This is a genomic window from Yersinia ruckeri ATCC 29473 (assembly GCF_000754815.1).
GTDB lineage: Bacteria > Pseudomonadota > Gammaproteobacteria > Enterobacterales > Enterobacteriaceae > Yersinia > Yersinia ruckeri.
Map to the genome: position 1 here is coordinate 167020 of NZ_KN150747.1, position 26974 is coordinate 193993.

Consider the following 26974-nt stretch of genomic DNA (forward strand, 5'->3'; position numbering starts at 1 on the left):
TTATTTCTTAATAGGTGAAGAGGAGCCGTCACGCAACCAGATCCCTTCTGATTTCAGATAGCGTGCTGAGAGAAAAAGGTGTTGCTTCTTTGCCCACCAGGCGGGAAAACGACCACGTAAAAAATAACCAAGTGGGAAAAAAACGATAGCCGCCAATAACATAACCTGAAAAATCTCGCTGAGATTCATTAAGTATTCTCCTCGCGTTTACCTATATTCAACGTTATAGCCACTGGTTTTCGGCGCTCTGATGGTACAGAAGTCGGCCGATCTTTTTCCCGTTGATGAATTTTACTATCAATAAAGTTTTGCACATAATCTGGATTGTTCATCTGATTGACTTCAGAAATGATCTCACGATCTTCATACCACACGAGGCGGTTACTGAAGGTTTCATTTACCGGTAGACGGAAAATGTAATTCAGCGCCGTATCCAGATCATTTATTCGACAGGTCGACAGGAATACCACCAGACGATCGCTAGCAAATGTCACAATATCGCCAAAACGTCGTATATGGCACAGCGTCAGTGCCTGACGGGCGGATAGGCCGGGTACTGGGCGCAACGCAACCAGCACGCCTTTGCCATCTTCTGGTAATAAAGTATTGCCTGTTAAAGACAGCACGGACTGGCAGAATTGATCCAGCGGCAGATAACCTTTTAGCTGTAATGGACGAAGTGAGTCCAGTAAATTATTAATATCTTCAGGTACATGGCGAGAAAAACGCTGTCCTTGAATACCTTCTATCATGGTCAGAAAACGAGATAAAGGGGCGATGTGAGGTACGATCAGATTGACACCGCAGGCTAATAACAGGCGTTCATCGCTATAACGCAGACTGGAGTCCATTTCACGCACCACGATTTTCAGTGCATTCCCACGGTGCCGGCGCAAACTGTGAATCTGGCGGGCGAGTTTATCGATCTGATCGCTTTGAGTGAGGGAAAATATAATGGTCGCAGCATAGGTGGAAAAGGCTCGTTCGGATAATAAGAGATTATTTTCAAACAGTTGCCAGTTGGCAGAGAGCGGCGGAGCCCCTTCCAGAGTGGTGGCGGTAGCCAAATAGAGATATTCGTCGTTACGAGACTGCGCCAACGGTTGTTGCTCTTTCTCTTCGGTCATCTGCCAGCCTTCAGAGCCGGGCTGCAATTTAACCAATTGGTTGGCAGTCACGCTGCTGGCAGTACTCCACCAGGAAACCATATATTGCGCGTGATCGTGCTGCCATTGCAGGCTGGCAAGCCCTTGCAGTGCTTTATGCTGATTAACCAGTTGCGTTTTAAGTTTACTGACTCCGCTGCCGTGACTGAGAATCACTAATGTGGCTTGATGTTCTTCCAACCAGTGACTTAATTCCTGTACCCAGTGCTGAGTTTCTTCCGTAGTGAACGTTTGCCACAAGCTGGCATGCGCTAACAAAATAAAAAAACGCTGCTGTGGTCTTAATGATCGCATTAAGTCATTGGCAAAATTTTTAACGGCAGCTTTTTTTTCTGGCAGGGTAAATAAAGGCAGTTTTTCTGGCCCGAAACCGGCAAGGTCTGTCAGTAAATGTGTGGGTTTTTGACCGGAACAAATCAATGCCGAACGGGTATTTTTGGGCTGGTTTCTAATTATCTGTTGGCAGAATAGATTTGCGTCATTCTCGCGGTCTATATTGATCCAATAGAGCCCAGAGGCCTGCACAACGGCCAATTCATCCCAAATTTTACCAATACCTAATGAGAATGTTCTCGACATGGGTTTTTTGCTTCTAAATTGGGTTGAAGTTCTACAGGTCAATGCAAACGAAATGCTGAACATAATTATATCATTGCACCTGACATTAACCAACTTTGTACTAGGATATTAAGTTAAGACTTATCTTAATAGGCAAAGTATACTCTAATTATCAAAATACTTAATTACACTAGCCTATTTTTCAAGGGCCGTAGAATGAATACTCAAATAGATCGGTTCTATGTGAATTCATCCCCCGAAGTTCAGGATGATCTACTAGCATTAAGTCGAGCGTTTGCCTTACCAAAATTAAGCTATATCGATATTGTTCGTCAGGAACGTTTACAGCAGATGATGGCTCGATGGCCATTATTGGCCGAGCTGGCTCAGTTCACAGGGAGCAAATAGTTTATGCCAGTGATTGCAATGCAGGGTTTAAGAGGCGGTACAGGCGCGACATCCATCACCGTGGCTCTTGCCTGGGCATTACAACAGCTAGAAGAGTCGGTTCTGGTCATTGATTTTTCCCCTGATAATTTATTGCGTCTTCATTTCAACATGCCGTTTGAACAGTCTGGCGGCTGGGCGAGAGCCTCGTTAGATCACCACGACTGGCAGCAGCAGGCCATGCGTTATACGCCATTGCTGGACTTTCTGCCTTTTGGTCAACTCAATATGGCAGAACAGCGGCAGTTGCCAACGACGCTGTTGCAGCCTGAACACGACTGGCAGGAAAAAATAGCGACATTGAAAGCCACCGCCGAGCATCGCTGGATTCTGCTGGATGTTCCCGCTGGCGACAATATTCTGTCGCAACAAGCGCTGGCGCTGGCGGATAAAGTTATTGTGATGATTGCCGCCGATGCCGCTTGCCACGCCCGTTTACATCAACAGGCTCTGCCGGTAGATAGCCATTTTCTGCTTAATCAATTTTCGGCTACCAGCCGTTTGCAGCAAGATATGCACCAGTTGTGGCTGCAAAATTTACGCAACTTACTGCCGTTATTTATTCATCGCGATGAAGCAGTGACGGAAGCGTTGGCGGCTAAACAGCCATTAGGCGAGTACGCGTCGCAAAGTTTGGCTGCTGATGAAGTGAATACACTGGCTAACTGGTGCCTGATTCATTGTGCCGGGGGGAATGTATGAGCCTGTTAATGCGGGGACTGTTTATGCCCCCGGTATCGCAGGGATTACAGCGCCACTATAACCAATATTTGAATCAAGGATGTACCGTTCTCACTGCGTTCCTAAACACGCTGGCAGTGGCGTTGGGCTGGTTTTTTCTGCGCCTCGAATCTCCGAGTTGGCAGAATGTGATTCAACATCGCACTTACTGGTTCCCACATATCGCTGCGCGTCGCCCACGGTTGGCGGATGGTTTACGCTATTTACTGCAAGGCATTTGGCTATTGTTAGTCCGTCCTGATTCTGCGGATAGTGAAAAGCCGAAACCGGTTTCCAAGACGCCAGGTTGGTTACGCACCCAAAAGCAACGTTATCGGCAATGGCTTGATGTTTTGCCGGAGAATGTAAAAAAAAATCGGTTGGAGCAAGCAGTTGTTGCACGGCTTAGCCGATTACAAAAACGCACTCGCCGTATTCTTTTTATTACGCTGAGTATTATCGCTGGGATCTTGGCGCTGATTTGTATTTCCCAGCCTTTTGGGTTGATGGCGCAATTTATCTTTGTGTTACTGCTGTGGGCGATAGCTATGGTAGTACGGCGCATCCCAGGGCGTTTGCCGACGCTGATGTTGATTGTGCTATCGGTCACGATTTCCTGCCGTTACCTGTGGTGGCGCTATACCGAAACGCTGAACTGGGACGATCCCGTGAGTCTGGTCTGTGGTTTGCTGCTGTTATTGGCAGAAACCTACGCTTGGGTGGTGCTGGTTCTGGGTTACTTTCAGACTATTTGGCCGCTTAACCGCCAGCCAGTGCCTATGCCAGAAGATATTTCGACCTGGCCGACTGTCGATCTGATGGTGCCCACTTACAATGAAGATCTTAGCGTAGTAAAACCGACTATTTATGCAGCATTAGGTATAGATTGGCCGAAGGATAAGATTAATATCTATATTCTGGATGACGGTAATAGACCTGAATTTAAAGCCTTCGCCGAGCAAGTTGGGGTGAACTATATCGCTCGTACAACCCATGAACACGCGAAGGCCGGTAATGTTAATCACGCATTGAAACAAGCCAAGGGTGAGTTTGTGGCCATTTTCGACTGTGACCACGTACCGACCCGCTCTTTCCTGCAATTGACGGTGGGATGGTTCTTTAAAGACCTGAAATTGGGCATGTTGCAAACGCCACACCATTTCTTCTCTCCCGATCCTTTTGAACGTAACCTTGGGCGTTTTCGTCAAACGCCTAACGAAGGCACGTTGTTCTACGGCCTGGTACAGGATGGGAACGATATGTGGGACGCCACGTTCTTTTGTGGCTCTTGCGCGGTGTTGCGGCGCAGTGCTTTGGATGACGTGGGCGGGATTGCGGTTGAAACGGTTACCGAAGATGCTCATACCTCATTACGCCTACACCGCAAAGGTTATACCTCAGCGTATATCCGTATTCCGCAGGCGGCCGGATTGGCGACGGAAAGCTTATCGGCGCACATCGGCCAGCGTATTCGCTGGGCGCGGGGCATGGTACAGATTTTCCGTCTGGATAACCCCTTGCTTGGCAAGGGGCTGAAGTTTGTGCAGCGGTTATGTTACGCCAATGCCATGTTGCACTTTTTGGCCGGTATTCCGCGTTTAATCTTCCTGACGGCACCGTTGGCTTTCCTGCTTATGCATGCGTACATCATATTTGCTCCCGCGTTGGCAATTGCACTCTATGTATTGCCGCATATGATTCATGCCAGTTTGACCAACTCGCGTCTACAGGGAAAGTATCGTCATTCATTCTGGAGTGAGATCTATGAAACCGTGCTGGCGTGGTACATCGCCCGACCAACTACCGTAGCGCTGCTGAATCCGCGCAAAGGGAAATTCAACGTAACGGCCAAAGGCGGTTTGGTGGAAGAGCAGCACGTGGACTGGGTGATTACTCGCCCGTATATGGCGTTGGTATTACTGAATCTAGCGGGATTGATTGCCGGGTTATGGCGTTTGGGCAACGGGCCGACAAACGAAATTATGACGGTGGTGATCAGTCTGGTGTGGGTGATTTACAACATGACTATTCTCGGTGGCGCGGTGGCAGTAGCGGTTGAGGCCAAGCAGGTTCGTCAGTCTCACCGAGTGGAGATTGCGATGCCTGCGGCCATTGCTCGTAACGACGGTCACCTGTTTGCCTGTACCCTGCGCGACTATTCTGATGGTGGTGTGGGGATAGAAATGCGCGAGGAAGGATTACTACAGGATGGCGAAACGGCGACGCTGCTGCTTAAACGTGGCCAACAGGAATACACTTTTCCGTGCAGGGTAACTCGGGCGTTTGGCAAGAAAGTTGGCATGCAAATGGACGATCTGAGCGTGGCGCAGCATATCGACTTTATCCAGTGTACCTTTGCCCGCGCCGATACTTGGGCGCTGTGGCAGGACGGTTTTCCTGAAGATAAGCCGATTGAAAGTTTGCGTGATGTTTTGGCGCTGGGTTTCAGAGGCTATGTTCGTATGGCGAGTTACGCTCCGCCGTTGATTCGTAATGTTTTGGTTGGATTTACCTCTTTGCTTGCGTGGGTAGCGTCATTTGTTCCTCATGGCGTAGGACAGGGCCGGACTCTGCGGAGTCAGGATCAGACAGTGGCTCAACATTGATGATGATATGATGATTAGACAAATAACCTGGTTTACAGCATTGGCTCTGGGGCTAACAACACTGTCTCATGCCGAAACTACCCCAATCGGTACGGCGGTCGAACCGTTGGTATTGGCCTCTCCTGCGGCAGTCGACCCTTCGCTGGTAGCAACCGCGGTGAATCCTGTGACGTCGCAAGTCGCACCCGTGCGGGATGTGGTATACCCGTTTGCCAAATTGGCTCCGCCGCCGGGAAATTTCTCCTTGTTGAGCGTCAAACCGGAAGGTCAACTGGAATTCGGTGTGCGCAGTGACGAGGTAGTCACTCAGGCAACCTTGAATCTGGAGTTCACGCCGTCACCGTCGCTGACGCCAATTGAATCGCAGCTCAAAATCTACTTGAACGATGAACTGATGAATGTCATGGCGATTACCCGCGAGCAATTGGGCAAATCGAATCGAATCCAGCTATCCATCGATCCGCGTTACATTACCGACTTCAACCGCCTACGGCTGGTGTTTATCGGGCATTATCAGGGTATCTGCGAAAACCCGACACATCGATCCGCGTTACATTACCGACTTCAACCGCCTACGGCTGGTGTTTATCGGGCATTATCAGGGTATCTGCGAAAACCCGACAAACAGTGCGTTGTGGCTGAATATTGGCAAGGCTAGCTCGTTGGATCTGCGCTATCAGTCCTTGCCGCTGAAGAATGATTTATCTCATTTTCCTGAGCCATTCTTTGATACACGTGATAGCCAAGCGCTGACGCTGCCCATTGTTTTTGCCGCTGCTCCAAACGTGGAGCAGCAAAAAGCCGCCGCGATTCTAGCCTCGTGGTTTGGCCAGCAAGCACAATGGCGTGGTCAGCATTTCCCGGTAACCTTCAATCAGATTCCTGACCGCCATGGGGTAGTTTTTGCGACCAACGACAAGCGACCTGATTTCCTGAAAGATTATCCGGCAGTCAATGCGCCAACGGTGGAGATGATCAGCCACCCGGATGATCCTTATGTGAAGTTACTGCTGGTTCTGGGGCGAGATGATAAGGATTTGATTGTTGCGGCAACCGGTATTGCTCAGGGTAACATTCTGTTCCGTGGGCAAAATGTTACCGTAGACAAGGTTGAGCAATTGGCTCCTCGAGTCCCTTATGATGCGCCAAACTGGGTGCGTACCGAAAGGCCGATGACTTTTGCAGAGCTACAGCAATATCCTGAACAGCTACAGAGTAATGGGCAGTTGCCGCCACCTATTCTGCTTTCGATGAATTTGCCGCCAGACTTATTCTTGTTGCGCAGCGCTGGTATCGATATGCAGCTGAAATATCGTTATACCACACCTATCTTAAAAGACGGTTCACGCCTGAGTGTCAGTCTGAATGACCAGTTCTTTACTGATTATCCACTGGTGCCGAGCCGTAATGAAAACGCTAAAATTTTGCGTTTACCACTGATTCAGGGACTGCAAGACGATACCCGAGTGGTCACTATACCGGCGTTGAAATTAGGCATGTCCAACCAACTACGCTTTGATTTCGATTACAGCACCTTGATTGCCAGCAGCTCGGAAGGGCGTTGCGAAACCTTCACCACCTCGCCAAACCATGTGGTGATCGACGGCAACTCGACTATCGACTTCTCCGGCTATCGTCACTTTATGGAAATGCCGGATTTGCGCTCCTTTGCCAATGCGGGCTTCCCATTTAGCCGTTTGGCTGATTTATCCCAAACCTTGGTCTTGGTTCAGCCTAAACCGCAGCCCGCTCAGGTCACGGCATTATTGAATACGGTGGGAAATATTGGTGCGCAGGTAGGTTACCCGGCGATAGGTATTAGCATTACAGATGACTGGAGCAAGGCAAAAGATAAAGATGCCGATATTCTGATGATCGGCGCTATTCCGCCAGAACTACGGGATGATAAGAAAATCAACTTGCTGGTTGATGCCACCCAAAGCTGGGTGAAAATGCCGAACCGCCAGCCAGCGATCGCGGCGGCAACATCTGATCCGACGGATTTAGTCCCTGATAGTAAAACTACCATCAGTTCCGATGGTGCCATGTCGGCGATTATTGGTGTTCAATCGCCTTATCACGACCAGCGCAGCATCGTCGCGTTGTTGGCCGACAGTCCACACGGTTACGACTTGTTAAGCGACGCGTTACTGGATACCGGTAAACGTGCGGCGGTGTTTGGTTCCGTTGCCGTGATTCGTGATTCGGGCGTCAACAGCTTGCGGGTGGGCGATACTTATCAGGTGGGTCACCTACCTTGGTGGGAACGCATTTGGTTTGCCTTATCCACTCATCCCGTGATGCTGGCTGCGGTCGCGGTGTTGGTTGTCGTCTTGGCTGCCATGCTGTTGTGGCGCATTCTGCGGGCTGTCAGCCGCCGCCGTCTATCGCCGGAAGATAGGGATTAAGTTTTATGGTGGTGATGTTTAACCGACTGATATGCAGCCTGTTGCTGTTAGCCTGTAGTGGGGTAGCAGCAGAGAGAGAATGGCCAGCATGGCAGCAGTTCAAACAACACTATATCAGCCAAGGGGGACGGGTGATTGATGCCAGTTCCCCAAAAATGATTACGACCTCGGAAGGCCAGGGCTATGCATTATTTTTTGCGTTGGTAGCCAATGACCGCCCCACGTTTGATTTGTTGCTGGATTGGACGGAAAACAATCTGGCTGCGGGGGATTTAACCGCTCATTTACCGGCGTGGCTCTGGGGCAAGAAAAAGGATAATAGCTGGGGCGTGCTGGACACTAATCCCGCGTCCGATGCTGATTTATGGATCGCTTACGACCTGCTGGAAGCGGGGCGTCTGTGGAACAGTCGGCGCTACACGACTATCGGTACCCTGTTGTTACAGCGTATTGCCAAAGAGGAAGTCGTGAATATTCCAGGGTTGGGATTCATGCTGTTGCCGGGGAAAGTGGGGTTTGTGCATGGCAACAGCTGGCGCTTAAATCCCAGCTATCAGCCACCGCAACTACTGGCACGTTTTGCCAGTATGAATAAGGGACCGTGGAAGGCGATAAAATCGGTAAACCAGCGGCTATGGCTGGAAACAGCGCCGAAAGGGTTCTCACCGGATTGGGTGGTTTGGCATAAAAAAAAGGGTTGGCAAGCGGATAAGGTCATGCCCAATATCGGCAGTTATAACGCGATTCGGGTTTATCTATGGGCTGGCATGTTAGCCGACAACAGCCCACAGAAAGCGGCGTTAATCGAGCGTTTTCAGCCGATGATTGAGGTTACGCAACAACAGGGTCTTCCTCCGGAGAAAACCGATACTGCCAGTGGAAAAACCGTCGGTAATGGACCGGTGGGTTTTTCGGCAGCCTTATTGCCGTTGTTAAGTGCGGGTAAGGCGGCTCACGGTTCAGCAATTTTAACAAAACAGCTACAGCGAGTGGAACAATTCCCTCCTGGATCCGACGCTTATTACAGTTCTGTTTTGACGCTTTATGGTCAAGGATGGGCACAGAATCGTTATCGTTTTAATCAGCAGGGTGAGCTTTTACCCTCTTGGGGCAGTCAATGCGAAACTTCAAATTAAACTGGCTGAGTGTATTTCCTTTTAGTCTAGCGGCGCTATTGCCGCAGGCCAAAGGTGCGGAGGCCATTGCTCCTACCCAATTCCTTTTGGAACAGGTTCGTCTGGGGGAAGCGACCCATAAGGACGAACTGGTACGCCAATCCCTGTATCGCCTGAGTTTAATGGATCCTAATAATCCGGAGGTTGTGGCAGCCGGAGTTCGTCAGGCTCTCCGGCAAGGGAATATGGAGGAGGCGAAGAAACAGTTGGATAAACTGCAACAACTTGCCCCTGACTCTGATATTTATCGCCAGTCAAAAATGGCGTTGGCATTAACGCAGCCCGAAGTCATGCAAAAATTACAACAGGCGCGTTTACTGGCGACCGCCGGGCGTATTCAGGAAGCGAAAACCCAATATGATTTGCTGTTGAAAGGCGAACCGCCTACGTTGGATCTGGCGGTGGAGTACTGGCGACTGGTGGCGCGCTTGCCAGGGCAGGAACCCGCGGCAATGTCGCAGTTGCAACAGTTGGACCAAAAATTCCCCGGTAATATTCCACTGCGCATGGCGTTAGCCAGAATGCTGTTTAGCCAAAAACAGGATGCCCAAGCCTATAGCCTGCTACAGCAAATAGCCGCCGATCCGGCTGGCAAGGTGCAGGCCGCCAATTTGTGGATGGATAACATCAAAACGTTGCCGGTCAGCCCGCAGAGTGTTTCTCTATTAAATCGTTTTCTCGACGTTTTCAGTGACGGCGTGGAGGGAGATAACGCGCGAAAAGAACTGGCCCGACAGGAAAAAATGCTGGCGGATCCCAGCTACCAGGCACGTTTGGCCGGTTTATCCCAAGTTGATAGTGGCGGGAGCAATAGCGCTATTCCAGAGCTGAAACAGGCGCTATCTTCGTCACCGAATGACGCCGAAGTGCTAGGCGCGTTAGGGATGGCCTATGCGCGAGCTGGGGATCGACAAAAAGCGAACAGTTTATTTGAACAGGCCAAAAAAGCGGACACCAATGGGCTAAACAGCGATAAATGGACCAGTCTGATTAAAACTAACCGTTACTGGTTGCTGGTGAATGAGGGCGATAAGATACTGAAGGCGGGTAACTATGCTCAGGCTCAGCAAAAATATCAGCAAGCGCGGCAACTGGGCAGCAGCGACAGCTACGCAGTGCTGGGATTGGCGGACGTTGCAGTCGCTCGTCATGATGATAAAACCGCCGAGCCACTTTATCAGCAAGCATTACGTCTGGATCCGGGCAACAGCAGTGCGGTGCGTGGACTGGCGAATATTTATCAGCGCCAATCCCCTGAACGGGCGATAGCTTACCTCAATGGCTTGCCGCCGGGGCAACAGGCCAAAATGCGTGACACCCTGAACGGACTGAGGCTGGATGGGCTAAAACAGCAGGCGGAGAAATTGGCGGCGCAGCAGCATTGGCGTCAGGCGACGGAAACGTATCGCCAAGCGCAAAAGATGGCACCTGACGATGTTTGGCTAACTTACCGTCTGGCGCAGGCGCTATATCAGGATGGACACCCGCAAGACGCCGATACTGAGTTTAGTCAACTGGCGGCTCGCAAGCCCAATGATCCCGAACAAGTTTATGCTTACTCGCTCTATCTTTCCGGTACCGGACGCGATACGCCGGCCATCAATCATTTGGCAACCCTGCCGAAAGCGCAGTGGAGTGACAATATTCGCGAGTTGGACCAGCGGTTACAATTCGAACGGGTAGTGGAAAATGCGCGCCAGATCCGCAATCGTGGGGATGAAACTTCCGCTATTGCCTTGTTGCGCCAACAGCCAGCCGATTCCCGCATAGACTTGACGCTGGCTGACTGGGCATTAGAACGCGGTGATTATGATCAGGCACTGGCGGGTTATCGTGCCGTTCGCACCCGAGAGCCGAATAACCCTGATGCTCGTTTAGGGGAAATCGAGGTGCTGGTCGCTCAGGGCAATGTCAGCTCTGCTCGCGAACTGTTACACAGTGAATCGGTGGCACAACCGGATGCGACTCTCAATACTCAACGGCGGGTGGCGAATGCCTGGAGTGGTGTTGGCGAACCGCAAAAAGCGGCGGCTATCTTCCAGCAATTGAAACCGCTGGCGGAGAAAGAGGGACCTTCGCAGAGCAATGCCCTGCTGTTTCGTGACTCGGCACGCTTATCCCAACAGATGGGTGAACCCGCATTAGCGCAGGATGATTACAAGCGAGCGATGGTCAGCAGCGGTATCACAGCAACCCTACCAGCGGATAACGACAGTTACACCCGACTGACGCGTAATCAAGCGACAGATGACTGGCTGAAACGCGGTATCCGTTCTGATGCTGCCGATTTGTATCGCCAGCAGGATACACGCGTAACACTGGATCATGACTATGTCCGTTCCAGCGGTACCAAAGGTATTTCCGATCTTAAAGCCCACAACACTATGTTGCAGGTAGATACGCCGCTGTCTGACGGGCGGGCATTTTTCCGTGCGGATACCATCCAAATGGATGCCGGTACCTTTAATGCGAACGAACGCTATAAGGCCGGCACTTGTTATGACGTTGCCAACCCCTGCTTAACTAACCTGCACCAACGGGCAACTGGCACCAGTATTTCTGCCGGTTGGAAAAATGATAGCTGGGAAACGGATATCGGTACCACGCCGCTGGGCTTTGACGTCGTGGATGTGGTCGGTGGCCTCAGTTACAGCAGCGATTGGAACCATATTGGCTGGACGGCAACGGCATCTCGTCGTCCTATCTCCAGTTCGTTGCTGGCTTTTAGTGGCAGGGTCGATCCTAATACCAATGTGACCTGGGGGGGCGTACGAGCCAACGGCGTCAGTCTGGGAACCAGCTATGATCGTGGCGAAGCACATGGTGTCTGGAGTGATGTCAGTTATCATTATCTGACCGGAAAGAATGTGGCCGATAACCAGCGCCTGCGATTAATGACCGGCTACTACTATAAGCTGATTAATGAAGATAACCGCCGCGTTACCGTTGGCTTGAACGGCATGTGGTGGCACTATCAGAAAGATCTTAGCGGTTATACTCTGGGGCAAGGGGGCTATTACAGTCCGCAGCAATATCTGTCATTGGCGATACCAGTGAACTATCGCGAACGCACAGAAAATTGGTCATGGGAACTGGGTGGTTCGATTTCTATTTCTCATTCGGCAACTAGTGATCAACCGCGTTATCCTCTACAAGGGTTACTGAATTCGGCCAGCCAAACGGTGAGAGATCGTAATGCGGTGGAGTTGGGTGATAGTAGCAGTGGAGTGGGTTATACGCTGCGAGCGATCATTGAAAGACGGCTTAGTTCCCATTGGACATTAGGTGCTGGAGTCGATATTCAGCAGGCGAAAGATTATACCCCGAGCCACGCGCTGGTTTATTTGCGCTACTCAATGGCCGGTTGGCAAGGCGATCTGGATATGCCACCACAACCCTTGGTGCCCTACGCTGATTTTAAATAGCGGTAATGCGGGCTTTATCGGCAAATAAGCCGTTTTTCGGCAATTTTTACCCCATAAAGCCTATCTTCCCAATAGGCAAAGATAGAAACCCGCGATATCCTTGCCCCTCGGTTTAGCACCGCAAGGTAAAATCGACACTCGATCGAGTATACTCAGGCTAAGTTGGCGATGGTCTGGGTGGTCAGGTCGCTTTTTATCAGGCTTTATTGACGGAGAAAGAGTTTGCGGGTCAGGCATTCGTTAACGATAAAACAACTGGCGACAGTGTTCTGTGTAGCGCTGGTGACAATTTGTATTTTTATCGTCATTCAACTGTTCCACTCTGTGCAGCAACGCAAAGACGATTATGCCAAGCAGTTGGAGAGTATTGCGTATTCCGTTAAAAATCCTCTATCAGCGGCGGTGCTGAGTGTGGATCTCCCGGAGACCAAACGCGTCATAAATAGCCTGCTGCCTATTGGCATTTTAAGCCGGGCCAACGTGGTATTGCCCAATAACCTTCAGGTCTTGCATGCCAATTTCAAGCCGGAGCGACCGGTTCCTGATTGGGTGCGCCATGTGTTTCAACTCCCGGTACAAATCACGGTACCGCTCTATTCTTTAGAAAGCGTTCCCGCCAATCCCAAGCCCTTGGCCTATCTGGTACTTCAGGCTGATTCTTTCCGTATCTACCAGTTTATTATCAATACCTTATCGACCATGTTTTCAACTTACCTGTTGATGGTATTGATTCTCTCTGTTTCTATAACCTGGTGTATTAACCGACTTATTGTTCACCCTTTACGCGCGATGGCTCGTGAGCTGGATAATATTTCTCAGGAACAGGTATTGGGCCACCAGCTTACTATTCCAGCACGCCATTATGATGACGAAATAGGCATGCTGGCGCGTAATTACAATCGGAATCAGCAGTTACTCTCTAAAGTCTGCGCTGAGATGAATCGTATCAGTAACCATCATCCAGTAACCGAATTACCGAATCGCACGCTATTTTTATCCTTGCTGGAGCAACATATTGCATCCGGTGAGCGGGTGGAAAAATTCCACCTGCTGGTGGTGGGTATTGAAACACTGCACGAAGCCTACGGGGTGATGACCGAGTTACAAAATGAGCAACTGTTGCTGACGATTGTGCAGCGACTGGAGCAATGCATTGATAATCATTGCTTGCTCGGGCAGTTGAGTAAAACCGAATTTGCCGTATTGGCAAAAAAGATTTCACGACCTTTCCCTGCCCTGCAACTTGCTCGCCGTATTATGGCGCAAGTTACCGCACCGTTAACTTTCGAAAATATGCAGCTGCGCCCGCGTGCCAGTATCGGTATCGCCCAATATCTTAATCAGCAGGAAAGTGCCGAAGATGTTATGCGCAATGCCAGCTCTGCCATGATGACGGCTCAGCATCAGGGACGGCATCAGATATTGTATTTCGAACCGCATTTATCCGAAAAAACGCAGAAACGGCTAACTTACGAAAACGATATTCTTCAAGCTATTGAGAAACGTGACTTCACGCTGTATTTACAACCTCAGTGTGAGTTGAGTACCGGGACGGTGATGGGCGCCGAAGCCCTATTGCGCTGGAATCAGGCGGATGGAACCTATCTTTCTCCTGCGGATTTTCTGCCGCTGGTGGAAGAGAAAGGCGTTATGGTGCCATTAGGCAATTGGGTATTGGAAGAGTCTTGTCGGATTCTGGCTGATTGGCAACAGCAGGGGATTCATTTATCGCTGGCAGTGAATATCTCTGGCTTACAGGTGCAGGATGATGCCTTCTTACCACACCTAAAAACCATTATTAATCATTACGGTATTGATGGTCGTCATCTCGTTTTGGAAATTACTGAAACTGCCCATATTCCCGATCTTGACGAAGCGTTAGTGTTATTGCGCGAATTGCATGCATTGGGTGTGTCTGTTGTGTTGGATGATTTTGGTATGGGTTACGCCAGTCTACATTATCTCAATTGCCTGAAATGTTTGCCCATAGACATGATCAAGATTGACAAGAGTTTTGTAAAATCGTTACCTGACGACGATGTTATGGCGAGTATTATTGGCAGTATTTCCACGGTACTTGAATTACGCGTGATGGCTGAGGGGATTGAAAACCAAGCTCAGTTGAAATGGTTGCTAGATCATGGAGTCACCTATGGGCAGGGCTTCCTATTCTCTCGCCCGGTCGCGCGTGAAGAGTTTGAGGCACGCTTTCTGAAACGTTGACCGGTTTTTTCGGTCGAAAAGAAGTCACCTTCTTTCATTATTTCTCTCCGCTCTTTTTCTGGTTTTTTCCCTTGCTGGCCGTTTTGACAAGCCTGACCACAAATATTTAACCATATTGTTTGTCAGGTTACTTTTCCTTGAAGCGTTTCAGTTCTTAGTTTCGTGTTAATGAGACAATTTACGATAATAAATGACTGCCATATTGTTATGGGGGTGTTATTTTTCGCGCTAGCGCGGAATAGAAAAATGAAGCGTCCCTTTCATTTGCGGAGACCATAACGACAAATCGCCGTGCATTTCTCCAAAAGGACATTGATATGAAAACTAACATCTTTAAAAGTCTTTATTTTCAGGTGCTAACAGCAATTACGTTAGGCGTCTTGTTAGGCCATTTTTACCCAGATATTGGCGCTCAGATGAAACCTCTGGGCGATGGGTTTGTAAAACTTATTAAAATGATTATTGCACCAGTGATCTTTTGTACGGTTGTGACGGGTATTGCCGGCATGGAAAGTATGAAAGCGGTCGGACGAACAGGAGCGATCGCACTACTTTATTTTGAGGTTGTCAGTACCATTGCGTTACTGATCGGTCTGGTGATTGTCAACGTGGTGCAACCGGGAGCCGGGATGAATATCGATCCGGCTTCTCTGGATGCCAAAGCGGTTGCAATGTATGCGGATCAAGCCTCACAGCAAGGGATTATTCCATTCCTGCTGGATATTATTCCCGGTAGTGTGATCGGCGCATTTGCCAGCGGCAACATTCTGCAAGTCTTGCTGTTTGCTGTACTGTTTGGTTTCGCTCTGCATCGACTGGGCGAGAAAGGTCAATTAATCTTCAACGTTATCGAAAGCTTCTCCCGCGTTATTTTCGGTATCATTAATATGATCATGCGCCTCGCACCGCTGGGTGCTTTTGGTGCAATGGCCTTTACCATCGGTAAATATGGCGTCGGTACACTGTTGCAGTTGGGTCAGTTGATTGTTTGTTTCTATGCTACCTGCATTCTGTTTGTCGTGGTGGTTTTGGGATCTATTGCCCGCGCTAACGGCTTCAATATCTTCAAATTTATCCGTTATATAAAGGAAGAATTGTTGATTGTCCTGGGAACCTCCTCTTCAGAATCGGTGTTGCCACGGATGCTGGAAAAAATGGAGCGAGCCGGCTGTAAGAAATCGGTGGTAGGGCTGGTTATTCCAACCGGTTACTCATTCAATCTGGATGGTACCTCGATCTACCTGACAATGGCTGCGGTATTTATTGCCCAAGCGACTAATACTCATATGGATATCATGCACCAAATCACCTTGTTGGTGGTGTTGTTGCTGTCATCGAAAGGAGCCGCGGGTGTGACAGGTAGTGGTTTTATCGTCTTGGCAGCCACTATTTCTGCCGTCGGGCATTTACCTCTGGCCGGATTAGCACTGATTCTGGGTATCGACCGCTTCATGTCAGAAGCGCGTGCCCTGACAAATCTGGTGGGTAACGGCGTTGCCACCATTGTGGTGGCAAAATGGTGTAACCAGTTAGATAACGACCAATTGCAGGCGACATTGTCGAATAAGACTCAGGAGAATAAACCAGGAAGCCGGGTTTCTTCTTCCTGATACGTTCTGTAACCGTTCAGATAATTAATCAGCCACCGGTAGCTTGTCGTTACCGGTGGTTTCTGCATAATGAAACACTACCCATTATCATTTAAATCGCTTGGTGATGTTTGTTGAATATTATTTTTCGTCATGATGAGTGACATCGGCAAACACATGCGGTCTAACAGAATGGTACACTTCTGTTTTCCGCTCTCACCTGCTGTGATGAGTATGGTTTTTTATCCAATATAAATGCATTCCAATGATTTTCAGATAGTTGAACTGGTTTGGACATGTCATTTCTTTCAACATTGGATAGTTTTACATTTGGATAGTGATTAAGTAGGGGTTCACATGCAGGGCACCAGAATTCGTCTTATAGTTGGTGGGTTGCTGTTGGCGGCCGCCAGCAGTAATGTGCAGGCTGAAGCACTACAGCCCGATCCTGCCTGGCAACAGGGTAAATTGGATAATGGGTTTACATGGCAGCTGTTGGCAACGCCACAGCGCCCAAGCGACAGAGTAGAGCTACGTCTGGTCGTTAATACGGGTTCATTGTCCGAAAGCGCTCAGCAAGTCGGTTTTGCTCATTTGTTGCCGCGTTTGGCGTTAATCAGCAGTCAAAGTTTTACACCAGCCCAACTCCAGTCGCTGTGGCAACAGGGGGTTGATAGCGATCGCCCTTTACCTCCAGCCATTACTTCTTATGATTTCACGCTTTACAGTCTGAGCCTGCCGAACAATCGTCCCGATCTGATAAAAGAAGCGTTGGCTTGGTTATCTGATACGAGTGGTAAATTGGCGATCAGTGAGCAAACAGTTAATGCCGCGCTGAATCTTTCCAGCGATCCGATTGCCACCTTCCCGCAAAATGTGCAGGATGCCTGGTGGCGGTATCGTCTGAAAGGTTCCTCGCTGCTCGGTCACGATCCGGGCCAGCCTGTGACACCTCCGGTGGACGTCGCGAAGTTACAGCAGTTCTACCAGCAATGGTATACGCCAGATGCGATGACGCTGTATGTGGTTGGGAACGTTGATAGTCGTAATCTCGTGGCACAAATCAGTAAGAGTTTCTCTGCTTTGGAAGGGAAACGCCAGACTCCATCTTCTATTGCGACGTTGGCACCTTTGCCGTCGGAGCCGGTAAGTTTGATGAGTGAACAAGCCACGCAGGACACACTTTCATTGATGTGGGATAGCGCTTGGCATCCGATTCAAGACTCTCAGGCATTGAGCCGCTATTGGCGTAGCGATTTAGCCAGAGAAGCCCTGTTTTGGCATGTTCAGCAGGTACTGGAAAAAAGCGCACAAAAAAGTCTGAAGCTTGGGTTTGACTGCCGGGTACAATATCAGCGTGCTCAGTGTGCGATTCATTTGAATACGCCGACCGAGAATCTGATGGCAGGTACCACCTTTATTGCTACCGAATTGGCGAATCTACGTACCAATGGTTTAAGTCAGGCTGAGTTTGATGCTTTGATGGCGCAGAAAACCGACCAGCTGAGCAAGTTGTTTGCAACTTATGCCCGCACGGACACCGATGTATTGATGAGCCAGCGCTTGCGTTCTCAGCAAAGTGGTGTGGTTGATATTGCACCAGAGCAGTATCAGAAGCTGCGACAGACGTTCCTGTCCGGTCTGACATTGGTCGATTTGAATCGAGAGCTAAAACAGCAACTGTCTCAAGATACCACCCTGGTTCTGGTGCAGCCTAAAGGTGAGCCGGAAGTGAATGTGAAAGCGTTGCAGGAAAGTTATAACAGCATCATGGTACCGCACACCCCCGCGACAACGCCGGAAGAAGTGAAACCGGAAGTGCTACCTGAAAGCACTAGCGCACAGTAAATTGACTCAATCGGGGCCTTTGGGCCCCGATGAGTTTCCTACGTAAAACGATAAGCGTCATTATCTTATTAATTAGCGTGGTGGCATTACCGCCAATGGAATAATCGCTCCGCGATACTGGATAACCGTACTGGCGGTCAGATGACCCCGCACTGCGGCCTGTTGGGCGCTGCCTCCCGTTAAGCGAACAGCCAGATAGCCCGCGCTGAACGAATCTCCGGCGGCAGTGGTATCGACGATTTTTTCTTTTGGCAAGCGAACTGCCGGAATGACCTGCTGTTCCGCAGGCAACTGGCTCCCTGCTTCCCGATGCCAGACGATGCAGGCATCAGCACCACGCTTGATAATAATCTCATTCACGCCCAACGCCTGTGTACGATCGATCACTTGTTCAACGGACATCTTGCCCCATAGCATGTCTTCGTCATCCAGCGTCAGAAAGGCCATATCAGTGCAGGATAACATTGCGTGGTAGGCTTCCTGCGTTTCGGCCTGGCTTTGCCACAAGCGCGGACGGTAGTTGTTATCAAAAATAACTTTACCGCCTTTGGCTCGACAGGTTTGTAGCAATTTCAGTAGACGCTGGCGGCTTTCTGCATCAAGAATCGCGAGACTGATACCGCTAAGGTAAAGATAATCGAAGTCTGCCAGTTTCTGACAAATTTCGTCAACTTGTGGACTATTAAGCCAAAAACGGGCGGCAGCATCGTTGCGCCAGTAATAAAATGTGCGCTCGCCAGTCTCGTCGGTTTCAATGAAATAGAGGCCGGGTAGCTTGTTATCCATGCGCTGAATCAGGTCGGTTTGTACTTTTTCTTTCTGCCAGGCTGCTAGCATTTCATTGCTGAAATTGTCAGTGCCTAATGCAGTCACGTAATGAACGTTCAACGCCTGCTCATCAACCTGGCGGGCAATATAAACCGCCGTATTCAGAGTGTCACCGCCAAAACCTCGGCTAAGATCCGTCCCTTTTTGCGACAGTTCAATCATGCATTCGCCAATAACGGCAATATTTTTGCTGGTCATAGAAAGCGGCCTATTTCTAAACGATATTCAGTCATGGGTGAAATAGGGTTAGTCTCTCTGCTGCTTGGGTGGGAGTCAATAGAATTAAAATGCCGTTTTATATTTTTTATGACACAGGTCGGGAAACAGATAAGTTTCCCGCTATTTCATTAGTCATTAGGGGGCTTTTCGCAGTTCGGTGACGCATTTCCCGCCAATACCCCAGTTATCGGTATCGACCTCATCGATTACGACCACTGTTGTTGAAGGGTTTTTACCCAGAGTATCAACAAGCAGTTGAGTTACGCCGGCAATCAACTGTTTCTTTTGCTCAGCAGTGGCACCTTCACGGGTTATTTTTATGTTCACATAGGGCATGATTCTCTCCATTTATCTTATTGTTAGAGCGGCAAGACTCACTGTAGATGGCTTTATATCGCGATGCCAGCGTCCTGGGATGCTGCAGTTATTAATAATCTGCCACTCTTGCGTATAAAGTTCTGGTCGAACGAGTCGATAACATCTCCAGAAGGAAAAATGTTCTTATCAGAGAACGTCAGACTGCTGACAAACCGCGATCCTGCGATCTCTGGTGGGGAAGACCGGTAGAAGAGTCAAGCGTCCGCGCCAGGGATGGCGCGGAACGAGCCTACAAGGACGTATTCACGGCGTCTTGACGATCTGCCGGTTTTCACCGCAACGAGCACTTTGTCATTAACCTCACGTTCTTATCAGAGAACGTCTTTATGATGGTGGAAAAACTGATACAGCCACTGTCTGATACCCCGAGATATGGCGACAAAACTGATGCTAACTAACAAAATATCAGATTTACTTGCGCCATCCCTTGTCGCTCTGGATTGTAATAAGGGATTTAACTTCTGGCGGCAATGTCAGTGTAGGTATACTTTCCAACCGATTTATCGCACTTCAGGGACGTTACTGGCGATCGAACTATTGACGGCTGTTTATCACCCGTCTTCTCCGGAAACCCGACTTTCTCCCGAGGATTATTTCTCCGCTATTAGCATTCGAGCTCGCCTGAATGTCGTGTTGGAGCAGTTAGAGTTAGTCAGACAATGGCACGGGCTATTTACTCATCGATCGATGCTGGTCTCCATCAATATTGATGGGCAGGCACTGATGGCGATGCAAAATGACCCGGATGCGCGGCAACTGATCGAATCCATGCCTTATGTCAGATTTGAATTGGTTGAACATATGGATACGGCCTGTAATACACCCTTCTCGCAAATCGCTGAGGCGGATCGATTGTGGTTGGATGATTTTGGCTGCGGTGTGGCTAATTTTTCATCCTTTGTTAGCTGGCGTTACGAATACATCAAAATTGCTCGTGATCTCTTTATTCTGTTGCAGCAAAGTGAAATAGGGCAGCAGTTATTCTTCACATTGGTAACGCTGATGAGCCGCTACAGTAAAGGTGTTATCGTCGAAGGCGTGGAAACCGATAAGGAATGGGCGCTGGTGAAACGCTCTGATGCCTGTGCTGCACAGGGTTACTATCTTTCCCGACCCGCACATTTTGATATGTTACAGTCACTTCCTCTCTCATTCGCTGGGTAACAGGCGGGTACAGTTTCTCCCTTTTTGTTGATTGCCCATCATGCATGAGCGTTAGCTAACTCATTTTCATGATGAATGAAATGATCACGCTCTTTATTCGGGATATTCATTCTTATCCATCTGGCTATGACTCTTAGCGAGGAGGCCTCGGCAGTAGTATGCTACATGAGTGGTCCTGAATCTCCTCAATGGAGGCCAGATGCCGCTGCGGTAAATTTCGTTTGGTTGCCAATAGCAAAAACTCGCCATTGGGTAATGCGGTCATGGCCAGCCCGTATTTCCCCATGTTGGCTGCCGCGTCTTGTACGCCCGAAGCCAGTAACCGAAATGCTCCCTGTTCCGCTAACTCGTTGACACTGATTCGTCGAACTAAATAATTATGCCCCAATAATCCGTCTGGCAGAGGTTGCCACCTTGGGCGGAAAGCTTCGCTTTGAGCGATCAGCGCTTTTTTTACTGTCGGTGACAGACAGGAAATATGAATGTGCAGTTGGTTTTGGCTGCGACCAAATTCCGAGTTCACCGCCAGCGAGATATCCCGATCCTCAATGGGTGAACCATACTTATCAGCCATGTAATGTCTGGCTTGCCAGGCCTGCAAAAAATAGTTGGGTGTTTTTGGCTCCAGTAATTCAGGGCTTTCTATCCCGCTAATTTTTCGAATCGGCATCAGCAAATATTGCAATGGCCCATTGCGGTCTTTGTACACGACAAAACCGGCTGATATATCCACTTCTACGCAGGGTTGGGGGGAATGCGTTCGCTGTTGGTTTGGCACACATTGCTGGCTGACAATCTGCCATAAAGCATCGGAGTTTCCGATTTTTGATGGTAAAGCAAAAACAGCAATGGCGGCAAGTAGCGCCAAAAACCCCAAAGCAATCGTCTTGCGGCCAGTCAGAAATGCCATTAACAGATCCTTGATGAGTGATTAAGCTGCAGGCAGTATAATTTCAAATTCTGGCGGAGATCAACGGATTCATGTTTTGCTAAATCATTGACAAATAAAATATTTGTGGTGAGAATCAATCGGCGCTATGCGCGCGGAACAGGTGGGTTTTTATCATTTTTATATTTTGCCGTCGCGATCCAAGCGGCACAATATAGCGTCAAACGAGCGAAAAAATAGAAAAAGGCCATTAAACCGATGACCGAGCCGAAAGCCGCACCGGAGGGTGAGCTGGCAAGGCGGGGTAGCATCATGGTCATGACAAATTTAATGATTTCAAATCCGATAGCGGCAATTAATGTACCGCGTAGTAGAGCTTTCTTTGGTGGTTTATGGCGTGGCAGAATCCAGAATATCCACAGGAATAACAAATAGTTTGCTGAGATAGAAATAGACAGGGCAATGAGCGTCATCGCTGGTCTTAGCCATTCGATACCGCCTAATCCCAATGCATTAACGATCGCAGACTGAGCTGAGCCGGCAATTGAGGTCAGCGATAGTGTAATAATCAGCGCTAGCACCAAACCAGTCAGTGAAATGAAATCGCGGGTATAGCGAATATAGAACTTCTCCACATCTTGCGGATTACGCTCCCAAACATCCCTGGATTGCGCACGAATGGCTTCGCGTAAATTGCCCATCCAGCTCACGCCGGAATACAGTGCAATAACCAGACCGGTGAGTCCTACGGTGGTACGCTGCTGAATAGCGGTATTCACCGTATTTTTCAATGTGGCCGCCAAGCTGGGATCGCTAATACTATTGACAATTTTATTGATCAATTCTGCCAATAAATCGGGATTGGAGGCCAAAATAAAACCGACGGTAGCAAAAGAAACCATTAAAATTGGAATTAAAGATAAGAATGAAAAGTAGGTAATGGCGGCACCGAATTGGCTGCCTAAACGATCGTTAAATCGGTCGGTGGCGCGGATAATATGTGCCACGCTTGGGTAGGTTTTAATCCGATTGCCGATGCGGGCGAGAACAGAAATAGCTTCCTTTCCATTTTCAATTCCGGCACTTAGCAGTGCGGTCTTCGTTCGCTGCGTAGGTGGCTCTGCGCGGGATTGCTGCTGATTATCCTTAGATGAGTTCGGCATAATGTTCCTCAATGGCCTAAATTCATATTTTATGCAGATGATTATCCTAAAGAATATTCTACAAAGACGGCGATATTTGTTGATAATAACAGAGTCGTTGGTTATCACAACCGGCAGGCATAACAGGCCAATCTACTCACGTAGGCAGATAGGTTCCTTGATAAACGGCTTTATTGACTACCCTCATCTCAGGGTGGTGGTGTGATCCAATTATCCCAAACGGGTACGGGTTGTAGTGTTTCTACCAAAAAATCGATAAAAGAACGTACCTTGGGGTTGCTATAGCGGCTGGGGAAATAAAGGGCATATAAACCGTGAGTAGCGTGGGTAATTTCTCCGTCCAACGCTAGCGGTGTAATTTCCCCACGTTGAATGGCATCGCCAAGCAGGTAAGTGGGTAAATAGGCAATTCCTTGATGTTCCAATACGGCTTTCAGTAACACCAAGCTACTATTGGCCTGAATAGGCGAACGAAGTTTAAGTAAATGTACGCTACCCGCTTCATCGGTATCTTTTAATATCGGCGTCAAACCTGGATAGAGTAAACATTGGTGGTTTGTTAATTGTTGCACTGATGTCGGGATACCCATTTTTTTCAGATATTCCGGACTGGCACAATATGCCCAATGAATAGTTGATAGTTTTCTTAATGAATAATTATCGGGTGGCGTAGAGGCAACGCGGATAGCAATATCAAAATTGCTTTCATTTAAATTAACAAAGTTATCGTTTAGATCTATATATAAATCAACGTCTGGGTAACGAGTGCGATAGTTATTAACTAGAGTAATCAGATGGGAGTAGCCAAAGGCAATTGAACAGGTAAGGCGTAATTCTCCTTGAGGACGATTATAAAATCCCGCGGTAGTATTCAATGACTCATCAAAATCTAATAATAATTTCGTGGCTCGGTGGTAAAGATAAGTCCCGGCATCAGTCAGGGTCAGGCTGCGTGTGGTTCTTTTTAGCAGCATAGTGCCTAACTGTGATTCCAGATGGGATAGGCTTTTACTCACTGCAGACGGTGAGATATTGAGCTGCGTAGCCGCCTCAGACAGCCCACCGCATTCTATGATCTTCACTAATATCTCTAACTGCTTTAACGATGCAATATTACTCATTCTTTCCTTCAGGTCATTAGTGATTTTAGTAAATGGCATCAATGTTGTATTTCATTTGCCTACTACAAATGTAATCATTTATTACCAATAGCGATATGTTATTCGTATTAAGAATAAGAAATAAAAAAGGTGAGCTTAATCACAAATAAGATATTTGCTTACCGAATTGAAATGAAAAGGTGACTGAAGTCACATGAAATTTAAATATCACACCAAGGAAAATATTATGTGGAAACGTCTGGAACCCTACAAATCTTCTATTATTCTTTTGTTCGCGCTGACGCTCGGTGGAGTTATTGGTATTTATGCCCCTTCTCTGGCGCTTAAATTACAGCCTATCGGAAAGATATTTCTTAACTTGTTGTTTATGATTATCGTTCCACTTGTGAGCGTTAGTGTGATGTCGTCTATTGCCGGCATGACAGATTTGAAAAAACTTGGGCGGATAATGGGGTTGATTTTTGCTATCTCCATCATTATGGCGTTAATTCCGGCGGCAGCTATTGTCGGATTAGCGACCTTATTTGACCCCGCTCAGGGAGTTACCATCGAGTTAACGCAAGAGTTTAAAGCTGGCAACGGTGAAATGAACTTTGTGAATATGGTGACGACCAATGACTTCGTTGGTTTATTGTCCAAGTCCAACATTCTGGCATTGATTATTATGTCTGTCATTGCCGGTATCGCGATTGGTCAATCTGGTGAGCAAGGCAAACAAATTGCCGAATCATTGAACGGATTAAACACCGTTATTATGAAAATTGTCTCGATTATCATGAAAGCGGCACCATTAGGGCTAGGCAGTTATTTTGCTGCAACTATGGCGAGTCAGGATCCTCAATTATTGATGACCTTTGCCAGAGCCATCGGTTTATTCTTTATCGCCTCTCTACTTTATTACGTCTTTGGTTCGATTCTCTATTCCTGGATCGGCGGTGGGATGAAAGCGGTGCGTGCTTTCTGGCAACATGCCATTGAACCTTCCGCGACGGCATTAGGGACTTGCTCTTCATTAGGATCGCTACCGGTGACTATTCGGGCGGCCAAAGCTATGGGTATTAACCCTGAAATTGTCGATATCTCCTTACCGCTATTAGTGAATTTAAATAAAGGTGGCGTGGCGATGATTGCTGCGCTGAAGATTGTCTTTATCTTCTCGGTCCTGGGATTGGATTTCACGACGGAAACTTTCTTCCTGACCATGCTGATTTCCGTTCTATCCGCCATCATTGTTGGTGGTGTGCCGGGCGGTGCTTTCCTCGGCGAAATATTCATTGTCACGACGCTGGGTCTACCGGTTGAAACCATACCGATGCTGGTTGTTATTGGCACGATTACCGATGCGCCTGCGACTTTGATTAACGTCATCCATGACCTGAATGCAGCGCAAATCATTGAAAGATTTTCCGGTAAAAAACAGCCAGAACATCAGGTTGAACTGCCAACAGTGAATGAACCTACTTGCTAAAACACAACGATGCAGCGTGGCGGATAACCCGTAAGTCGCTGTGAAAATTTAAGTATTCCAGCACCAAAAAAGGAAAAAATAATGACGTCTAAAAAATTGGAAACAGCGTTAGTGACTGCCGGGCGCGCGAAAAAATTTACCCAAGGCTCAGTTAATACCATTATTCAACGAGCGTCGTCTCTGGTATTTGATTCGGTAAAAGCGAAAAAGTTTGCCACCGCCAATCGGGCAAAAGGTGAATTATTTTATGGCCGCCGTGGCACTTTGACCCATTTTTCGTTCCAGGATGCGATGGTGGAGCTGGAAGGTGGCGCGGGTTGCGCACTTTATCCCTGCGGTGCGGCGGCAGTAACCAATGCGATTCTTTCTTTTGTTGCTATGGGTGACCATGTTCTGATGACTGGCGCGGCTTATGAGCCGACGCAGGATTTCTGTAATAAGATTTTGTCAAAACTGGGCATCACGACCACTTATTATTCGCCATTAATTGGTGCGGGTATTACCGAATTAATTCAGCCGAATACCAAAGTCGTATTTTTAGAATCACCTAGCTCCATTACGATGGAAGTTCAGGATGTTCCGGCAATGGTGAAAGCGATTCGGGCGACGAACCCAGATATTGTGATCATGATTGATAATACTTGGGCGGCCGGGGTGTTATTCAACGCGCTGCAGTTTGGTATCGATATTTCTATTCAGGCCGGTACTAAATATATCGTTGGCCATTCTGATGCGATGTTGGGAACGGCGGTATCTAATGCCCGTTGTTGGGATCAACTGCGAGAGCATTCCTATCTGCTTGGGCAAATGGTGGATGCTGATACGGCCTACGTTGCCAGCCGAGGCCTGCGAACGTTGGGCGTTCGTCTAAAACAGCATCAATCCAGCAGTATTCAGATTGCCAAATGGTTGGCCGCCCGTCCTGAAGTTGCGCAGGTTAACCATCCGGCCTTACCGTCTTGTCCCGGTCATGAGTTCTATCTACGGGATTTTTCCGGTAGCTGCGGTTTGTTCTCCTTTGTATTGAAATCGCGTCTGACGGATGAACAAGTTGCTCATTATCTGGATAATTTTGAACATTTCAGCATGGCTTATTCATGGGGTGGATTTGAATCCCTGATTTTAGCTAATCAACCGGAAGAGTTAGATGAGATTCGCCCCGTCGGCGGGGTCGGTTTTGAGGGTACCTTAGTGCGGGTACATATTGGACTGGAAAATGTGGATGATCTGATTGCCGATCTGGAAGCCGGTTTTAATCGTTTGATTGGCTAATCAGTCGAACCGTCATTAACGGTTAAATTTTGTTTATGTATCAAACAGCCGGAAGAAATAACTTCCGGCTGTGATAGATCCCATTTCTACACGATGAGCATATTGTTCGTTGTTATCGCTACAAGTGGCATCCATTTCAACATGGCCATGTTTAGCCATCTTATGCAGCATCAGAATATCAGGCCTGAGTATGGACTGCATAAAACACAATTTTAATTACCGGTTATGCCCGTCAGCAATAAACAGCGGTAAACCCGTTGGGTATTTGCCGTGACTTTTCTCCGTTTTACCACGACTTCTTATCATT

Annotated in this window: 18 protein-coding genes and 1 pseudogene; 12 read left to right on the top strand and 7 right to left on the bottom strand. The window is 48.3% G+C overall.

Annotated elements, in window-relative coordinates; translation table 11 throughout:
- Both bcsF and bcsE read right to left on the bottom strand, forming a co-directional pair.
- Positions 1–189 (bottom strand): cellulose biosynthesis protein BcsF, encoded by a 189-nt coding sequence (gene bcsF, locus DJ39_RS00715; RefSeq protein WP_038242912.1) that lies wholly within the window; start codon positions 187–189, stop codon positions 1–3.
- Positions 189–1745, bottom strand: coding sequence for a cellulose biosynthesis protein BcsE (gene bcsE, locus DJ39_RS00720; RefSeq protein WP_004718367.1), 1557 nt, complete (start codon positions 1743–1745; stop codon positions 189–191). The genes bcsF and bcsE overlap by 1 nt, the downstream gene beginning before the upstream one ends.
- Positions 1746–1940: 195 nt before the next feature.
- Between bcsE and bcsR the strand changes: the two genes are divergently transcribed.
- From bcsR to DJ39_RS00765, 9 genes and pseudogenes are all read left to right on the top strand, one after another.
- The gene (bcsR, locus tag DJ39_RS00725) at positions 1941–2132 is read left to right on the top strand and encodes a cellulose biosynthesis protein BcsR (protein ID WP_038242910.1); all 192 of its coding nucleotides are present in this window, start codon (positions 1941–1943) and stop codon (positions 2130–2132) included.
- Between the two features lie 3 nt (positions 2133–2135).
- Positions 2136–2873 (top strand): cellulose biosynthesis protein BcsQ, encoded by a 738-nt coding sequence (gene bcsQ, locus DJ39_RS00730; RefSeq protein ID WP_004718371.1) that lies wholly within the window; start codon positions 2136–2138, stop codon positions 2871–2873.
- The gene (gene bcsA, locus DJ39_RS00735; RefSeq protein WP_038242906.1) at positions 2870–5497 is read left to right on the top strand and encodes a UDP-forming cellulose synthase catalytic subunit; all 2628 of its coding nucleotides are present in this window, start codon (positions 2870–2872) and stop codon (positions 5495–5497) included. The genes bcsQ and bcsA overlap by 4 nt, the downstream gene beginning before the upstream one ends.
- Before the next feature lie 10 nt (positions 5498–5507).
- A pseudogene (bcsB, locus tag DJ39_RS00740) lies at positions 5508–7905 on the top strand (cellulose biosynthesis cyclic di-GMP-binding regulatory protein BcsB).
- A 5-nt stretch (positions 7906–7910) separates the two neighbouring features.
- Positions 7911–9041: a cellulose synthase complex periplasmic endoglucanase BcsZ gene (bcsZ, locus tag DJ39_RS00745; RefSeq protein WP_004723238.1), complete on the top strand. Its 1131-nt coding sequence runs from the start codon at positions 7911–7913 to the stop codon at positions 9039–9041.
- Positions 9023–12505, top strand: coding sequence for a cellulose synthase complex outer membrane protein BcsC (bcsC, locus tag DJ39_RS00750; protein ID WP_038251078.1), 3483 nt, complete (start codon positions 9023–9025; stop codon positions 12503–12505). Before bcsZ ends, bcsC begins: the two co-directional genes overlap by 19 nt.
- A gap of 222 nt (positions 12506–12727) precedes the next feature.
- Positions 12728–14728, top strand: a complete 2001-nt coding sequence (gene hmsP, locus DJ39_RS00755) for a biofilm formation regulator HmsP (RefSeq protein WP_004723242.1) — start codon at positions 12728–12730, stop codon at positions 14726–14728.
- 317 nt (positions 14729–15045) lie between these two features.
- On the top strand, positions 15046–16338 hold the full coding sequence (locus DJ39_RS00760) for a dicarboxylate/amino acid:cation symporter (RefSeq protein WP_004723244.1): 1293 nt from the start codon (positions 15046–15048) through the stop codon (positions 16336–16338).
- 336 nt (positions 16339–16674) lie between these two features.
- Positions 16675–18165, top strand: a complete 1491-nt coding sequence (locus DJ39_RS00765; protein WP_004723246.1) for a M16 family metallopeptidase — start codon at positions 16675–16677, stop codon at positions 18163–18165.
- Positions 18166–18237: 72 nt separating this feature from the next.
- On the opposite strand, the gene kdgK is transcribed toward DJ39_RS00765, so the two are convergent.
- The gene (kdgK, locus tag DJ39_RS00770) at positions 18238–19191 is read right to left on the bottom strand and encodes a 2-dehydro-3-deoxygluconokinase (protein ID WP_004723248.1); all 954 of its coding nucleotides are present in this window, start codon (positions 19189–19191) and stop codon (positions 18238–18240) included.
- Between the two features lie 156 nt (positions 19192–19347).
- Positions 19348–19548, bottom strand: a complete 201-nt coding sequence (locus DJ39_RS00775; protein WP_004723249.1) for a 2-hydroxymuconate tautomerase family protein — start codon at positions 19546–19548, stop codon at positions 19348–19350.
- Positions 19549–19962: 414 nt separating this feature from the next.
- On the opposite strand from DJ39_RS00775, the gene pdeH reads away from it, so the two are divergent.
- The gene (pdeH, locus tag DJ39_RS00780) at positions 19963–20754 is read left to right on the top strand and encodes a cyclic-guanylate-specific phosphodiesterase (RefSeq protein WP_004722650.1); all 792 of its coding nucleotides are present in this window, start codon (positions 19963–19965) and stop codon (positions 20752–20754) included.
- 133 nt (positions 20755–20887) lie between these two features.
- Here the strand turns inward: pdeH and DJ39_RS00785 are convergent, their stop codons facing one another.
- The 3 genes from DJ39_RS00785 to DJ39_RS00795 form a co-directional block, all read right to left on the bottom strand.
- Entirely contained in the window at positions 20888–21664 is a 777-nt protein-coding gene (locus DJ39_RS00785; protein ID WP_004722649.1) for a CDP-diacylglycerol diphosphatase, read from the bottom strand.
- Positions 21665–21789: 125 nt separating this feature from the next.
- Positions 21790–22806 carry an inner membrane protein YhjD gene (yhjD, locus tag DJ39_RS00790; RefSeq protein WP_004722646.1) on the bottom strand — a complete coding sequence of 339 codons (1017 nt, stop codon included), beginning with the start codon at positions 22804–22806 and terminating at the stop codon, positions 21790–21792.
- A gap of 188 nt (positions 22807–22994) precedes the next feature.
- The gene (locus DJ39_RS00795; protein WP_038242898.1) at positions 22995–23927 is read right to left on the bottom strand and encodes a LysR family transcriptional regulator; all 933 of its coding nucleotides are present in this window, start codon (positions 23925–23927) and stop codon (positions 22995–22997) included.
- 226 nt (positions 23928–24153) lie between these two features.
- Between DJ39_RS00795 and DJ39_RS00800 the strand changes: the two genes are divergently transcribed.
- On the top strand, positions 24154–25395 hold the full coding sequence (locus DJ39_RS00800) for a dicarboxylate/amino acid:cation symporter (RefSeq protein ID WP_038242963.1): 1242 nt from the start codon (positions 24154–24156) through the stop codon (positions 25393–25395).
- 81 nt (positions 25396–25476) lie between these two features.
- Positions 25477–26667 (top strand): cystathionine beta-lyase, encoded by a 1191-nt coding sequence (gene metC / locus DJ39_RS00805; RefSeq protein WP_004722641.1) that lies wholly within the window; start codon positions 25477–25479, stop codon positions 26665–26667.
- Positions 26668–26974 lie beyond the last annotated feature (307 nt).

Bases quoted from the DNA above. Each gene is read 5' to 3' on its own strand.
- bcsF (WP_038242912.1), bottom strand. From the start codon at position 189: ATGAATCTCAGCGAGATTTTTCAGGTTATGTTATTGGCGGCTATCGTT.
- bcsE (WP_004718367.1), bottom strand. From the start codon at position 1,745: ATGTCGAGAACATTCTCATTAGGTATTGGTAAAATTTGGGATGAATTG.
- bcsR (WP_038242910.1), top strand. From the start codon at position 1,941: ATGAATACTCAAATAGATCGGTTCTATGTGAATTCATCCCCCGAAGTT.
- bcsQ (WP_004718371.1), top strand. From the start codon at position 2,136: ATGCCAGTGATTGCAATGCAGGGTTTAAGAGGCGGTACAGGCGCGACA.
- bcsA (WP_038242906.1), top strand. From the start codon at position 2,870: ATGAGCCTGTTAATGCGGGGACTGTTTATGCCCCCGGTATCGCAGGGA.
- bcsZ (WP_004723238.1), top strand. From the start codon at position 7,911: ATGGTGGTGATGTTTAACCGACTGATATGCAGCCTGTTGCTGTTAGCC.
- bcsC (WP_038251078.1), top strand. From the start codon at position 9,023: ATGCGAAACTTCAAATTAAACTGGCTGAGTGTATTTCCTTTTAGTCTA.
- DJ39_RS00760 (WP_004723244.1), top strand. From the start codon at position 15,046: ATGAAAACTAACATCTTTAAAAGTCTTTATTTTCAGGTGCTAACAGCA.
- DJ39_RS00765 (WP_004723246.1), top strand. From the start codon at position 16,675: ATGCAGGGCACCAGAATTCGTCTTATAGTTGGTGGGTTGCTGTTGGCG.
- kdgK (WP_004723248.1), bottom strand. From the start codon at position 19,191: ATGACCAGCAAAAATATTGCCGTTATTGGCGAATGCATGATTGAACTG.
- DJ39_RS00775 (WP_004723249.1), bottom strand. From the start codon at position 19,548: ATGCCCTATGTGAACATAAAAATAACCCGTGAAGGTGCCACTGCTGAG.
- pdeH (WP_004722650.1), top strand. From the start codon at position 19,963: ATGGCGACAAAACTGATGCTAACTAACAAAATATCAGATTTACTTGCG.
- DJ39_RS00785 (WP_004722649.1), bottom strand. From the start codon at position 21,664: ATGGCATTTCTGACTGGCCGCAAGACGATTGCTTTGGGGTTTTTGGCG.
- yhjD (WP_004722646.1), bottom strand. From the start codon at position 22,806: ATGCCGAACTCATCTAAGGATAATCAGCAGCAATCCCGCGCAGAGCCA.
- DJ39_RS00795 (WP_038242898.1), bottom strand. From the start codon at position 23,927: ATGAGTAATATTGCATCGTTAAAGCAGTTAGAGATATTAGTGAAGATC.
- DJ39_RS00800 (WP_038242963.1), top strand. From the start codon at position 24,154: ATGTGGAAACGTCTGGAACCCTACAAATCTTCTATTATTCTTTTGTTC.
- metC (WP_004722641.1), top strand. From the start codon at position 25,477: ATGACGTCTAAAAAATTGGAAACAGCGTTAGTGACTGCCGGGCGCGCG.